This is a genomic window from Brachyspira catarrhinii, assembly GCF_005518285.1.
In the GTDB taxonomy this organism is placed as follows: Bacteria; Spirochaetota; Brachyspiria; order Brachyspirales; family Brachyspiraceae; genus Brachyspira; species Brachyspira catarrhinii.
This window is the reverse complement of sequence record NZ_SJDU01000021.1, coordinates 1-13,043: the sequence shown is the minus strand read 5'-3', so window position 1 is coordinate 13,043 and position 13,043 is coordinate 1. Positions and strand designations below refer to the sequence as shown.

Genomic DNA, 13,043 nt, shown 5'->3' with positions numbered 1-13,043 from the left:
ATAATTTTCTATAAATTGCCACCATTCTTCCATAATGGAAATAACTTTATCGCTTTTATGATTTCTATACATAATGTTAGTTTCATTAAGACCGTAATGTTCTGGAAAACCTTCTTCTCTATATAATTTCATTTGTTCCTTTACAATATTTTCATCGTCAAGTTTAACTTCTATAATTGTATCAGCTTCATTATAAATACAATCTTTTTCGAAATGAGGCGGGGCGGAAATATCAATATTTTTACTCCTAACTTTATCAACGCATTCAAATATATAGCTTGTCTTAATATCAATATTTCCATCTATCCATAAACTATAATCATAGTCTTTCAAAACTTCATGAGGGTGAAGTTTATGCCATCTTGACTTTCTGGTATTATCAGCATTTACCCCCCCCCTATCATAATTACATAGTGGCTTGATTATCCAGTTTCCATATATTTTAGCGTCTATTAAATATTTATCGTCCGTAAAACATATATAATCCCAATCGTTGTTTATATAAGTATGAACAAATAAATTATCGTATCTTTTTGTGATACAGGTGTAAATAGCTTTTCTGTTTTTCCCTTGAATATTTCCTTTAAGTTCGGCTAATTCTTTTTTAAGAGAAAATAAATAATTAACCGTAACATTATTTACATTTCTCATATAAGTTAGCAAATCTTGGTTTTGATTGATAGTTATATTAAATCTATTATCTATATTATTAAATCTATTATCTATATTATTAAATCTATCGGCTAATAAAATTAAAAAATTTCTAATAGCGTCTCTTTTCTTTCTGAATGGAATAAACCATACAACTTTATTTATTATTTCCATTTGTTCTTTTGTCATATAATATACCATTTATTTATCAAACTACTTATATCTTACAATAAAATAAATAATTTTCAACAGTAAACAAGAATTATTAGTATGGTCTATTGATTACGCTTTTCAAATAAACCTACGAAATTATCGCCGATATTCTTAAAACAAAAATACCTAAAAATGATATAAACAATAGTATGAAAGATTTTCTGCTTTTTAGTAAAAACGCCAGATATATCCTCTTCATAACCTTTCCAATTTCTATTAAGCCAATCTCTACCCAAAGGAGAATAAAATGGAAAACCAGCGTAAAAAGTTTTTATCTTTTTAAATCCTTTATCCGCCACAAAATTTTCTATTTCGCTTTTTTTAAAATTTCTTAAATGACCGACATATTTTTCATAATCTCGCATCCTTCCTGTAGGAACGGATATTAATACATATTTACTAGAAATATCGCATATCTTTTTTAATACGGATTGCCAATCCTCAATATGTTCCAAAACTTCAAGACAAGAAACCATATCGTATTTTTCGGCTTGCATTTCAAAAATATCCGCTTTCTCAAAATGAATATTGCTTACTTTGGAATAATTAACGTTTGCCTTTTTAATTCCTTCGTCCGTAAAATCAATACCCAAAAGTTTTGCATTGCTAAAATAATTTGCAAGTAAAACAGATTTAACTCCGTTTCCGCAGCCGACATCCAAAATATTTTTTACGCTCGCTTTATCGCAATATTTGATAATGTCTTTAATTAAACTAAACGCCCACCTAATGCCTCCGCTATAATTATAGCTATCCGTATGGCTTTCATATCTGTTATTATATATTTTATAATTATCCATCTATCTCTCCTAATAAATTTTTAAAATAAAAAAGCGTCCGAATGCATTTCTGCATCCGAACGCTTATAATTATTATCAAATATTCGTTTAGATTATTATTAGGATGAGAATACTTCCCCTACTGTTTATAGTAATACTACTTACAATAAGCGATTTCATTATATTTTTTAGCTTCATTCTATAATAACTCATATTAATTTTTCCTTAATTATTAATTATAAAATAATTAACTTTTTCTTTTATTCTTATTTGCTTTATCGTCTCTCGATATTGTGGGTTGAGAACAACCCATCATATTTGCTCTCTCTCGTTGCGTATAACCATCTTCTTTTAGTTCCTTTGAAATATCTCTTCTTTCTTCTATACTCTCTGGCTTGTTAAAAATAGATTTTTCTTCTATAACAGAACCATTATTAAATTCTTTTTTATTAAAGTTAACTGTTCCATTTTCGCCTTTCATATTAAGAGAGGTTTCTACTGAATTCTTATTTATTTTACGCTTTAGCTCTATACTATTAGCCCCATTAAAGTCTTGAAGACTTTTTAAACTTTCTTCCGCATCATTTATCAATACTTTTTGAGTAATTTCTTCAACTTCTAAAACTCTTGCCAAATCAATTTTATCATTTTTAGAAAGAATATAGCCTTTTTTACGAAATCTCGCTATACTTCTGTCCTCTTCACTTATTGACATAATTTATGCCCTCCTTCCTTCATTTTTAATTTAATTATAAACTATTTCTTTAATTATATCAAGCGTATAAATTTATTATTATTTATCGTGTATAGCATCGACTATATAAATATTATTATTAACGACTATAAAATATAAAGCTATTAAATAATTTTCTTTATTAGAAGGACAACTCCTAAATAAAAGCGTATATTTCTTATCTTTTACGGCAAATTTATATGCCGATACGATTATTTTTGGATTGATTAATATCGCTTTTTCCAAACCTTCTATAATTAGCCTATGATAATAATTTTTATCTATTATTTCATTCTTATTTTTTTCCGCTTGTGGAAAATATATAATCTCCATTTTTGGAAACCTCTTTTTCTATTTCTTTTATTCGTTTACCTATCGACATAGGTTCTCTATCGCTTTCTTTTATTAAAGATGATATTTTATCTTCTATAAGTTTTTTTGAATATATTATTATTTTAACTACGCCTATAGGGGAGTAAATAACAGACAATTCGTTATTTCTAAGCGGTATTGCCAAAGCAAATCTATCATCGTCAAACATATTATTTTTTTGAGAAATATCCAATATGGTTTCTTCGGATAAATCCAAATGATAATTCTTCTTTATAATATACGCCACAATATTAATAGGATATTTACAGCTAAAAATCTCTCTGTATAATATTAATTGTTTTTCCAATTCTTCGTTTTTATTTTTTAATTCTTTATTTTTATATTTCAATTTTGCAATTTCTTCCAATAAAGCGTCATTTTTTTTATTTAAAATATCTATAAGGGTAGGCGAAATAACGCCTAATTTAAAAATATTTTGAACATTTTCCGTAAGTTCTTTTTTATAGTTTTCATTAATAGCTCTCGAATTTAATTCTTTTATTATATCCACCATATTTATTCCTTATTACTTAAAAATATAATATATTTCAATTCAATTAAGCAAACTATATTAATTATTATAAATTAATTATCGTCATCGTTTTTATATAATCGCCTTACACAATTTCCACATATATTGTGTCCCGCGTTTTGTCTATTAGCTGCATATGTTCTTGCTTCCGATTGATTTTGACAATAATGTTCAGTAAATTCATTCCCTATATCATTAATAGTAGCACCGACACCATGACAAATTGCTTCATTATCATATGAATCTACATTGGCGTTTTCACCTATCATATTACCCAACTCTTCATGTTTTATTGTGTAGCCTGCATCATCTAAATTATCAATACTTCCTAACAATTCATCATTAAATGTATGATATACGAAATCATAAATCTCTTCTTCTACTATTTCGTAAAAAGCTGGAAATATATGCGCAGTTTCATTAGGGTCGTTAGGTTCTATAAATAAAAATCCCATAGTTATTCTCCTTTTCTTTAAAGACATTTATATTATTAAGTATATAAAAAATAATGCATTTGTCAATATAAAGAATTATTTTTTATAAAATATATATAAATTTTTATAACTTTCTAATCTTTTATCTAAAATTATTAATATTATTATATAATTTACCCCCCCCCATTACTGTTTGTAGTAATATTATCTTTGATAAATAATCCGCTAAATTGGTCGCCTATATTGTGAAAAGTAAAATATCTAAAAATTAAGTAAATAAAATAATGAAAAATTTCTTGAGATTTTGTAAATTCATGCTCTATACTCTTCATAAAGTTATTATAATTTTTATTTACATAGTCTCTTGCAAGCGGAGTATAAAAAGGAAAACCTGCATAAAAAGTTTTTATCGTTCTAACGTTTCTTATATTTAAAAATTTTTCTATTTCGCCTTTTTTGAAATTTCTTAAGTGTCCTACATGTTTTTCATAATCCCTCATTTTGCCAGTAGGAAAAGATAACAATATGTATTTATTAGAAACATTAATAATATCTTCTAATAAACTCTCCCAATCCTCTACATGCTCCAATATTTCCAAAGCTGCAACTAAATCGAATTTCTTAATATCGCTTTTTTCTATAAAAGAATTAAGTTCATCTTCTACGAATTCTATATTTTTATAATTTGAATAATTTTCTCTTGCATTTCTTATACCTGCAGAAGAAGGGTCTATGCCTATAATTTTAGCTTGTTTAAAGTAATCGGATATAATAGCGGTTTTATTTCCTTGTCCGCATCCAACTTCCAATATATTATTTACATCTTCTTTTTTAGCATATTTTAAAATACTTTTAAGCAAGAAAAATTCCCATTTAGCTGCGCAACTTTTTGTTGTAGAATTTGATTTTCTATTATAAAAGTATTCGTAAAATTCTTTATTATTATTTTCCATCTATCTCTCCTAATAAATTTTTAAAATAAAAAAGCGCCCGAATGCATCTCTGCATCCGAACGCTTATAATTATTATCAAATATTCGTTTAGATTATTATCAGGATGAAAATTACCCCCCCCCCCATTACTGTTTATAGTAATACTATCTTTAATAAATAATCCAGTAAATTTATCCCCTATATTCTTAAAGCAAAAATATTTAAATGAAAAATAAACAAAATTATGAAACAGCTCTTGCGATTTTGTAAATTTTGTATCTATACTTTCTATAAAACTGTCATAATGTTTGTCTATATAATCTCTCGCTAAAGGCGTATATAAAGGGAAACCAGAATAAAACGTTTTTACTATCTTAAAACCTCTTAAGTCCAAAAAATTTTCCACCTCTCCTCTTTTAAAATTTCTTAAATGTCCAATTTTTCTTTCATAATCACGCATTCTGCCCGTTGGAAAAGTTAATAATATATATCTGTCGGAAACATTTATCATATTATTTAAAAGAGTTTGCCAATCTTCTATATGCTCTAAAACTTCAAGAGCGGATACAATATCGTATTTATCTTGACTTTCAGAAGAAAATTCATTTAAATTTGAATTTATAAATTTTAAATTTTTATAATTTGAATATAATTTATCGGCTAAAGCTATTCCAGATTTGGAAGCATCAAGTCCCACCGCTTTAATAAATCCCAAATGTTCGGAGATATATGCCGTTTTATTCCCTTGTCCGCAACCGACATCCAATAAACTTTTTACATTATTTTTATCTATATATTTTAATATACATCTTAAAAGATAATATTCCCATTTTGCATTACCGCTTTTTGTCGGCGAATCCGATATTCTATCATACCAATCTTCATAAAATTGCTGGTTATTATTTTCCTGCATTTATAAACTCCTTTTCAAATAATCCTAAAAATCTATCGCCGATATGTTGAAAACAAAAATATCTAAATAGTATAAATAAGAATGTATGAAAAATCTTTTGTTTTATAGTAAAAGCGCCGTTTGTTAATGAGCCGTTATTTTCTTCGTAATTATTAAAATTACTTCCCAAGCCCAAATACCATCTTCCGAGAGGCGAATAAAAAGGGAAGCCCGCATAAAAAGTCTTTACTTTTTTAAATCCGTTTTCAGATAAAAATGTTTCTACTTCTCCTCTTTTAAAGTTCCTCAAATGTCCGTATAATTTTTCATATTCGGGCATTTTTCCAGTTGGAAAAGTAAGCAGTATATATTTATTTGAAAGTTTAAGCATATTTGTTAAAAACTCCTTCCAATCCTCAATATGTTCCAAAACATCAAAAGAACTTACCAAATCATACCCCCCCCCTTACTATTTATAGTAATGTCGTTAAAATTAGTCTGTGAAAAGTTTAGATTCTTTATATCGCTGTATTGTTGTCTTGCCCATTTTATAGCTTCATCCGATAAATCGACTCCGTAAACTTTTGCATTTTCAAGCAAATTTGAAAGAAACGCCGTGTGAGTTCCCTCTCCGCAACCTATATCGATTACGGTTTTAATATTTTCTTTATTTATATTTTTAAAAGCTTTTATTATAAGGCTTCTTACCCATCTTCTGCCTACTCCGTATTTATAATAGTCGTTAAAACCCTTATAATTATCTTTATTGCCTTTATTATCTTTTTTAGTGTAAAGGTTTTCATAAAAATTTTTATCGTATTTTTCGTTCATATGATTTTCTCCTAAAATATAAAAATATAAATTACCATTTTATATCGACCTTAAAAGTTCTTATTACAAAACTATAACTCATTAAAAAATATTTAAACATATTGATTTTATAAAGAAAATGGCAAATAGAAAGTCCTAAACCTTTTATACCATGATTTTTCAGACAATAAAACAAACGAAGATATTTTAAATCTTTCCATTGAGGAAATTCATCGTCAAGATATTTTCTTGTCCATAAAAGATGCTTATTCATATCCGTTTTTCCATCTAAAAATAACCTGTAGCAAAGAGATATTCCAAAATGTATAAAAACAAATAAAACCAATATATCAAAATCCAAATTATTTAATTTTTTATAAAGTTCTTTTTCTTCTCTTAAATACTCCGAGTATTTATAAACAGTTTCTAAAGAAGCGTTTACCACGGAATTATATCTAACTCTATAATGTATAAGAATATCGTTTACAAAACTTATTTTATTTATATTCTGATAGGCTTCTATCATAAAAAGAGAATCTTCGGGACCTCTAACATATTTAAATCTTATATTTTTAATGCATTCGTATCTTATTAATTTATTCCACAGAGATGCGTTAATAAAACATAAAGAATCGTCAAAATCTTTGCTTTCTAAAAATTTATATTTAAAATTTATCATCTCTTTTGAATATACTTTTCCAGTTTCATCGTCAAATCTTTCAAATCCGCATACGGCTATATCCGAATTATTTGATTTAACATTATCAAAAAGTTTTTCCAAGAAATTATATTCCAATATATCGTCTCCGTCTAAAAAGATAATATAGTCCCCGTTAATTGTAAAAGAATCCAATATTTTATTTCTTGTATAAGCGGGAGAGCCTAAATTTTTATCCGTTTGCAAATATTTAAATTTATCCGAATACTTTTGCTTATAATCTTTTATTATATTTAAAGTATTGTCGCTCGAATTATCATCGACTACTATAACTTCAAAATCTTTAAAACTTTGATTAAATAAACTATCGAAGAATTCGGATAAATATTTATCGATATTATAAGTTGTTACGCCTACGGTTATCATTACGCTTTCCTTTTGTTCTTTGAAAAATAATCGAGGAAACTTCTAAAACCGTATAATTTTCTAATTATATCGTCAAAACTTCTTATATTAAAAAACATCCTAAACATTTGAGAAGGACGCATATAAAATTCTTTTAATCCCTTATCTATATAAAAATCAATTTGTTCTTTCGACATTTGCGGATAAGAAAGAAGCGTAACCTGTTCATGATTTTCGTCAACCCAATCGGTCCAGTCTTTTGCTTTTATATAGTTATTTTCTTTAGCCCATTTGTATAATTCGGTTCCAGGATATACTGCTATACCCGAAACTTGTATAGTATCCAAAGGCAGACTTTTTGCAAAATCTATGGTAGCTTGAGCGGATTTTGGAGTTTCGTTAGGAGCGCCTATCATAAAACAACCATGAATAGTGAAGCCTAATCTTTTAGCCTCTTTAACGAATTTTGAAGCTTTTTCTATGGTAGTTCCTTTTTTAACCGCTTGTAATTGTTCGTTCGTTCCAAATTCAAAACCTACCATAAGCATTCGGCATCCCGCTTTTTTCATTAATGGCAGTAGGGAAGTGTCTATATCGGTTCGGACATTACAACTCCATTTTATTTTTTTATTCAACCCTCTTTTTATTATCTCTTCGCAAACTTCTTTTACATGTTTAGGGACCGCGGTGAATGTATCCGTTTCAAACATTATCTCTCTTAAATCGGGATAGAGGGATAAATCATATTCCATTTCGTCTACGACTTTTTTAGCGTCTCTTATTCGCAATCTTCTTCCGTCCATTACGGCTGGTTCTCTACAAAAAGTGCATAAGGCAAAACATCCTCTGCCAGTGTATAAAGTTAAGAAAGGATATAGCTTGCCAGCATCATGATAAAATTTTGGGTCTATATGTTTCCAAGAAGGAAAAGGAAGCTCGTTTACATCCAAAGGCGGTCTTTTTTCATTTTCAATATATTTTCCGTCTTTCATATACCCAATACCCAATATAAGATTTGTATCCATTCCAGAACAAATATCTCTTAAAGTATAATCTGGCTCGCCTATAACTACAAAATCTACCGAACCTTGCGATTTTAGTAGACTATCTTCTGGTTCTGCAGAGGCATGAGCGCCTACCAATACTGTTTTTGGATTGCATATTTTCTTTGATATTTTAGCGTAGTTAATATCGTTATATATACTCGGGGTAGTGGTATGTATTATGACAATATCGGGCATAAAAGCTTTTATTTCATTAACCGTTTCCTCTTCTCCCATATTCATTGCGGCGGCGTCTAAAAATTTACATTCATGCCCAGCATTTTCAAGAACGGCTATATGTATCAAAGCTTGCTCGGGATGTCTTTGAACTCTGCCTCTGGATTTTGCAGCCCATCTTGCCGACCTTACAAAATCTTCTCCGTAAGACGGATTTAAATAAAATATTTTCATTTTTATATTTTCTCCTTAAGTGTATTTATTAATTTAATCTATATTAATATAATTTCCGTAATATTTGTTTATAAGTTCAGAAGTTTTTATTCTTCTAAAAAGTTTTTATAGAAACTATATTATTCAAAAATTACATCTATAATCCAAATATTATCTTCATACGCTATAAAATATAAATATAATACGCATCCAATTACTATCTTACTACTTAAAACGGGCGAATAACTTCTATAAAGAATATCAACTTCTTTATTTTTGTCTGGAATTAAAATAGAACCCAATTCGCTTTTTACAATAGTAGGTTTATTTTTTATAGCTTTTTCAAGAGAAGATATATTATTTGCCAAACAGCTACATTCGTTTAGAATTCCTTTTTTTCTATTATCCGCGTATCGAGTGTAAAAAATTTGCATCTTGTAAAAGTCCATCTTTCATAGGTTCAAATAATTCTCTTATATTGCTTGGTTCTTTAGTGTCTTCCTCTTCGTTTATTCTAAATTCCACAACTTTTGAAAGTGGCATTTTACTTCTCATAGGCGTATTATTATATATATCGTCATGAGTAAGTTTTGACAACTCATTTCCAGACTTATCGGATATATAATTTACAACCGACATTAATAATTTTTCATCGCTTTCGTTAAATTGTAAATCTTCGTCAAATAATTCTTTGTTAATGTAGTATTTTCTATATTTATGCATAACATAAGGTTTACTTAACACGGAAATCAATTCTTTATGCGCTTTATTATTAGGAACAGGTCCTTGCTTTTCTTTTATATAACTTATTCCCGTTAAAGATTTTTTATGTAAAGCGTAATAGAGAGAATCTATTAAAAACAATCCTTTGCGTAATTTAACTTCCCCAATTCCCGGGATTTTATCTATAAAAAATAAAACCGCCTTTTCAAACATAGTTAACATTTTATTCTCCAAAATTAGATTAAAATATTTTTATTATCTACTTTAATTATACAAAATTTATATTAAAAGTCAAGTATTACAAATTTAATTTTTATTTCCGAGTCTTTTAATAATTCACAAATAATAACTTTCTCCAATACTATTACTTACATTTTTTAGATAACTAACGCTTTCTTTTATTCCAAAATGTTTTATATCATTTCTAAAAATAATTAAAATTTTATATTGATTTTTTCGATATTTATTATAAAATATAACAAAATTCAATAAAATAAAGGTGTAATTAAAATGTTTACATATGTTAAATTAAAAAATTATAAATCATTGGTAGATTTTGAAGTCGATTTAACCGACAGTAAAAATAATCCTAAAAAAATGGTTATAATATACGGTGAGAATGGAGCGGGAAAAACAAATTTTATTAACGCTTTTTTTACTTTATTTGAGACTTTAAATACAAAAGTCTATAAAAGAATTATAGATAAATTAATGGGGAAAAAAGCAGATAACAAAAATGATAAAAGAAATATAAAATTAATTATAAATAAAATAATAAAAGATAATTTTAAATCTATAGAAGATATTATTAACGATGCTAAAACTATAGATTCAAAAGAAAATATAATTTTAGAATTTGGGTTTAAATTAAATGGAAAATATGGAAAATATTATATAGAAATGAGAGAAAATGGAATTGCCAGAGAAAAGTTAGAATATGTTTTAAGTAAAAATAAAACTCGATTTTTTGATATATCGGATAAAGAAAAATATATAAATAAGTCGCTATTTAATTCTAATAAATATTTTAAAGAAATTTCTGATTTAATAGATAAATTTTGGGGTAAACATTCATTTCTATCTATAATATTTTTTGAAATAATGGATAAAAGTAAGAAATATATAAATAAAAATATGCCTAAAGATATAAATAATATAGTTGAATATTTCTTATCTACATCTTTGCATATTAAACAAAAATCTAATATAGAAAAGGGTAGAATTAATGTAGCAAGGAAGTTTATATTTCCTATGAATAGGGGAATTATAACCAAAACTAAAAAAGAAGAAAAAAAATTAAATTATACTGAAAACATATTAAACTATTTTTTTACCACATTATATAGCGATGTAAAGAAAGTATTTTATAATAGAGAATATAAAGATAATAAAATAAAATATAAATTATTTTTTAAGAAACAAATATACGGACAAATAAAAGATATAGATTTTTCATTAGAATCTGCTGGCACACAAAAATTACTCAATTTATTTCCATTATTATTAATAAGTTTAAATAGAGATAAAGTTTCCGCTATAGACGAGTTTGATAGTAATATACATGACATATTAATATATAATATAATATCAAGCATGGCTAATTTTATTAAAGGGCAATTAATTATTACCACTCATAATACAACTTTATTGGAAACCAAAATAAAAAAAGATTATATATATTTATTTAATATTGATTCTAACGGTAAAAAAATATTAATACCTATTACGGAATATGAGAGAAAAAATCCAAACACTAATTTTAGAAAAAGATATTTAAAAGGATTATATGGAGGAATACCAATGATTGACGATATAGATTTTGGCGATTTATTTAATCAGGATGATTTATATGTCAAAGAAAAATAAACAATTGAAATTAAAAAATTTCCATTATTTAAAAGCTGTCGTAATCGTTCATGGAAAATCGGAATTGCAAATGTGTAAATTTATAAAAAATAATTTGAGAATAAAAATAGAATTTATATCAAAAGATAGCGGAAAATCGTCTATACAAATAACAAGTTTAAAAGATATATTAAACGGTAAGGATATTAAAGATTTTAATTCTTTTTGTAAATAAAGAATTTAACGAACAAATAACAAAATTATTTGCAATGAATTTTTTCTATTTATATTATAACGCATTAGATTTTGACAGAAGAGAAGCGAGAGAGGAGAATCATTTTGTTAATTTATTTAAGAAAGTGATTTTGGATTTGATTGATTACGGAGCTATAGATAGAAATCAATTATTAGAAAATGTGAAAAATATTACTAACGATGAAAATTTGATTAATTGGTTGGATAAAGAAGTTATCAATATGAATTTATGCGGGGGGGGGGGTAAATCTTAAGTTTATATTAAATATTAAATCTAAAAAATTACAACCTATGTTGCAATACAAAATTGCAGCATAGGTTTTTTGTTGCATAAATTTTTTATATAAAATTATATTTTAAGGAGAACAAATGGAAAATTTTGAAATGAAAGATGTTATTTCTCATGGTTTATTAAATATTAAAAGTGTTTTGAGAGTCAATTGGGAAATAACTTCACATTGTAATTATAAATGCAGTTATTGTTTTGGAAATGCTGGAATGAATAATCCGCAATTTAATTCTTTTGAAGAATTAAAAAAAATAGCAAACAAAATTTTTGATATAAAGAGAGATTATTATAATATATTGTTAATAGGTGGAGAACCTACTGTACATCCTAACTTTTTAGATTTACTCAAATATTTTAATGAATTAGATAAAAAGATTTCATTGAATATAGTAAGTAATGGAAGTAAATCTATAGAATATCATAAAAAATTATTTGAATCTATAAAAGATAAAGAATTATTATTTAATATATCTGTACATTTGGAACAGTGTAGATTAGAACATATTGCTAATATAATTATATTAGCAAATGAATATAATGTTTATTTAATATTGTCTTTTATGTTGCATCCAGAGAAGGAGGACTTATTGGAACAATTTTTGTTAGAATTTATAGAGTTAAGAAAAAGTTTTTATTTTGATATAATGTTTATGGAATTGAGGCAAGCCCCTCTTTTTGATAGAAATGATGAAAGATATACTGATAGACATTATCAATGGATAGATAATGCTAAAGCAAGATGGAAAGAAGCAGTTGAAAATAGTAAAGCCAAAAAAATAAATTTTTTATCTGGTGTTCCAATTAATGGATATAATATAATAAAAGATGGTAAAATAATAAATAATTTAGAATTAGATTATGCAATAAGTATTAGAAATGGATTAAAATCTTTTTCAGGTTTTTACTGTTTTGGAGGAAGTAATTTTATTTATATTCATCCTGATGGAACTTATTCTGGTTCTATACAATGTCCTAAATTTGCGAATATGGGTAGTTTATTGAATGATAATTTAAATTTTAAATTTGAAATATGTGATCAATATCAATGTGGATGTAATTCTAATGATGTAATTCCTAAATTTAGGAA

Annotated in this window: 18 protein-coding genes; 4 read left to right on the top strand and 14 right to left on the bottom strand. The window is 26.3% G+C overall.

Annotated features, from left to right (window positions below; translation table 11 throughout):
* From EZH24_RS01625 to EZH24_RS01560, 14 genes are all read right to left on the bottom strand, one after another.
* Positions 1 to 840: glycosyltransferase domain-containing protein (locus EZH24_RS01625; RefSeq protein ID WP_161976088.1), on the bottom strand; the 840-nt coding region annotated here is incomplete at its 3' end.
* 86 nt (positions 841 to 926) lie between these two features.
* Positions 927 to 1,664: a class I SAM-dependent methyltransferase gene (locus tag EZH24_RS01620; protein WP_137997393.1), complete on the bottom strand. Its 738-nt coding sequence runs from the start codon at positions 1,662 to 1,664 to the stop codon at positions 927 to 929.
* A 226-nt stretch (positions 1,665 to 1,890) separates the two neighbouring features.
* Positions 1,891 to 2,358, bottom strand: coding sequence for a helix-turn-helix domain-containing protein (locus EZH24_RS01615; protein ID WP_137997392.1), 468 nt, complete (start codon positions 2,356 to 2,358; stop codon positions 1,891 to 1,893).
* A gap of 78 nt (positions 2,359 to 2,436) precedes the next feature.
* On the bottom strand, positions 2,437 to 2,709 hold the full coding sequence (locus tag EZH24_RS01610) for a hypothetical protein (RefSeq protein ID WP_137997391.1): 273 nt from the start codon (positions 2,707 to 2,709) through the stop codon (positions 2,437 to 2,439).
* Positions 2,672 to 3,262 carry a DUF4337 domain-containing protein gene (locus EZH24_RS01605; RefSeq protein WP_137997390.1) on the bottom strand — a complete coding sequence of 197 codons (591 nt, stop codon included), beginning with the start codon at positions 3,260 to 3,262 and terminating at the stop codon, positions 2,672 to 2,674. Before EZH24_RS01605 ends, EZH24_RS01610 begins: the two co-directional genes overlap by 38 nt.
* 71 nt (positions 3,263 to 3,333) lie before the next feature.
* A complete protein-coding gene (locus tag EZH24_RS01600) occupies positions 3,334 to 3,735 on the bottom strand; it encodes a hypothetical protein (protein WP_137997389.1) in 402 nt (133 codons plus the stop codon).
* A 152-nt stretch (positions 3,736 to 3,887) separates the two neighbouring features.
* Positions 3,888 to 4,667 (bottom strand): class I SAM-dependent methyltransferase, encoded by a 780-nt coding sequence (locus EZH24_RS01595; protein WP_137997388.1) that lies wholly within the window; start codon positions 4,665 to 4,667, stop codon positions 3,888 to 3,890.
* Positions 4,657 to 5,559 carry a class I SAM-dependent methyltransferase gene (locus tag EZH24_RS01590; protein WP_137997387.1) on the bottom strand — a complete coding sequence of 301 codons (903 nt, stop codon included), beginning with the start codon at positions 5,557 to 5,559 and terminating at the stop codon, positions 4,657 to 4,659. The genes EZH24_RS01595 and EZH24_RS01590 overlap by 11 nt, the downstream gene beginning before the upstream one ends.
* Positions 5,546 to 5,989 carry a class I SAM-dependent methyltransferase gene (locus EZH24_RS01585; RefSeq protein ID WP_236847031.1) on the bottom strand — a complete coding sequence of 148 codons (444 nt, stop codon included), beginning with the start codon at positions 5,987 to 5,989 and terminating at the stop codon, positions 5,546 to 5,548. The genes EZH24_RS01590 and EZH24_RS01585 overlap by 14 nt, the downstream gene beginning before the upstream one ends.
* The gene (locus tag EZH24_RS01580; RefSeq protein ID WP_137997386.1) at positions 5,983 to 6,369 is read right to left on the bottom strand and encodes a class I SAM-dependent methyltransferase; all 387 of its coding nucleotides are present in this window, start codon (positions 6,367 to 6,369) and stop codon (positions 5,983 to 5,985) included. The genes EZH24_RS01585 and EZH24_RS01580 overlap by 7 nt, the downstream gene beginning before the upstream one ends.
* Before the next feature lie 31 nt (positions 6,370 to 6,400).
* Positions 6,401 to 7,432 (bottom strand): glycosyltransferase family 2 protein, encoded by a 1,032-nt coding sequence (locus EZH24_RS01575; protein ID WP_137997385.1) that lies wholly within the window; start codon positions 7,430 to 7,432, stop codon positions 6,401 to 6,403.
* Positions 7,432 to 8,865, bottom strand: a complete 1,434-nt coding sequence (locus tag EZH24_RS01570) for a B12-binding domain-containing radical SAM protein (protein WP_137997384.1) — start codon at positions 8,863 to 8,865, stop codon at positions 7,432 to 7,434. The genes EZH24_RS01575 and EZH24_RS01570 overlap by 1 nt, the downstream gene beginning before the upstream one ends.
* A 119-nt stretch (positions 8,866 to 8,984) precedes the next feature.
* Positions 8,985 to 9,278 (bottom strand): hypothetical protein, encoded by a 294-nt coding sequence (locus EZH24_RS01565; RefSeq protein WP_137997383.1) that lies wholly within the window; start codon positions 9,276 to 9,278, stop codon positions 8,985 to 8,987.
* Positions 9,247 to 9,789, bottom strand: a complete 543-nt coding sequence (locus EZH24_RS01560) for a Panacea domain-containing protein (protein WP_137997382.1) — start codon at positions 9,787 to 9,789, stop codon at positions 9,247 to 9,249. Before EZH24_RS01560 ends, EZH24_RS01565 begins: the two co-directional genes overlap by 32 nt.
* 288 nt (positions 9,790 to 10,077) lie before the next feature.
* Here EZH24_RS01560 and EZH24_RS01555 point away from each other — a divergent pair, with 288 nt between their 5' ends.
* The 4 genes from EZH24_RS01555 to EZH24_RS01540 all read left to right on the top strand — a co-directional run.
* The gene (locus EZH24_RS01555; protein WP_137997381.1) at positions 10,078 to 11,433 is read left to right on the top strand and encodes an AAA family ATPase; all 1,356 of its coding nucleotides are present in this window, start codon (positions 10,078 to 10,080) and stop codon (positions 11,431 to 11,433) included.
* On the top strand, positions 11,417 to 11,647 hold the full coding sequence (locus tag EZH24_RS01550) for a hypothetical protein (protein ID WP_137997380.1): 231 nt from the start codon (positions 11,417 to 11,419) through the stop codon (positions 11,645 to 11,647). Before EZH24_RS01555 ends, EZH24_RS01550 begins: the two co-directional genes overlap by 17 nt.
* A 34-nt stretch (positions 11,648 to 11,681) precedes the next feature.
* Complete coding sequence (locus EZH24_RS01545) at positions 11,682 to 11,921, top strand: hypothetical protein (protein ID WP_137997379.1); 240 nt, start codon at positions 11,682 to 11,684, stop codon at positions 11,919 to 11,921.
* A 115-nt stretch (positions 11,922 to 12,036) separates the two neighbouring features.
* The coding region (locus tag EZH24_RS01540; protein ID WP_137997378.1) for a radical SAM protein at positions 12,037 to 13,043 on the top strand (1,007 nt) is incomplete at its 3' end.

What these genes read in the sequence shown, in the direction of transcription:
- EZH24_RS01620 (WP_137997393.1), bottom strand. Translation starts at nt 1,664, where the DNA reads ATGGATAATTATAAAATATATAATAACAGATATGAAAGCCATACGGAT.
- EZH24_RS01615 (WP_137997392.1), bottom strand. Translation starts at nt 2,358, where the DNA reads ATGTCAATAAGTGAAGAGGACAGAAGTATAGCGAGATTTCGTAAAAAA.
- EZH24_RS01610 (WP_137997391.1), bottom strand. Translation starts at nt 2,709, where the DNA reads ATGGAGATTATATATTTTCCACAAGCGGAAAAAAATAAGAATGAAATA.
- EZH24_RS01605 (WP_137997390.1), bottom strand. Translation starts at nt 3,262, where the DNA reads ATGGTGGATATAATAAAAGAATTAAATTCGAGAGCTATTAATGAAAAC.
- EZH24_RS01600 (WP_137997389.1), bottom strand. Translation starts at nt 3,735, where the DNA reads ATGGGATTTTTATTTATAGAACCTAACGACCCTAATGAAACTGCGCAT.
- EZH24_RS01595 (WP_137997388.1), bottom strand. Translation starts at nt 4,667, where the DNA reads ATGGAAAATAATAATAAAGAATTTTACGAATACTTTTATAATAGAAAA.
- EZH24_RS01590 (WP_137997387.1), bottom strand. Translation starts at nt 5,559, where the DNA reads ATGCAGGAAAATAATAACCAGCAATTTTATGAAGATTGGTATGATAGA.
- EZH24_RS01580 (WP_137997386.1), bottom strand. Translation starts at nt 6,369, where the DNA reads ATGAACGAAAAATACGATAAAAATTTTTATGAAAACCTTTACACTAAA.
- EZH24_RS01575 (WP_137997385.1), bottom strand. Translation starts at nt 7,432, where the DNA reads ATGATAACCGTAGGCGTAACAACTTATAATATCGATAAATATTTATCC.
- EZH24_RS01570 (WP_137997384.1), bottom strand. Translation starts at nt 8,865, where the DNA reads ATGAAAATATTTTATTTAAATCCGTCTTACGGAGAAGATTTTGTAAGG.
- EZH24_RS01565 (WP_137997383.1), bottom strand. Translation starts at nt 9,278, where the DNA reads ATGCAAATTTTTTACACTCGATACGCGGATAATAGAAAAAAAGGAATT.
- EZH24_RS01560 (WP_137997382.1), bottom strand. Translation starts at nt 9,789, where the DNA reads ATGTTAACTATGTTTGAAAAGGCGGTTTTATTTTTTATAGATAAAATC.
- EZH24_RS01555 (WP_137997381.1), top strand. Translation starts at nt 10,078, where the DNA reads ATGTTTACATATGTTAAATTAAAAAATTATAAATCATTGGTAGATTTT.
- EZH24_RS01550 (WP_137997380.1), top strand. Translation starts at nt 11,417, where the DNA reads ATGTCAAAGAAAAATAAACAATTGAAATTAAAAAATTTCCATTATTTA.
- EZH24_RS01545 (WP_137997379.1), top strand. Translation starts at nt 11,682, where the DNA reads ATGAATTTTTTCTATTTATATTATAACGCATTAGATTTTGACAGAAGA.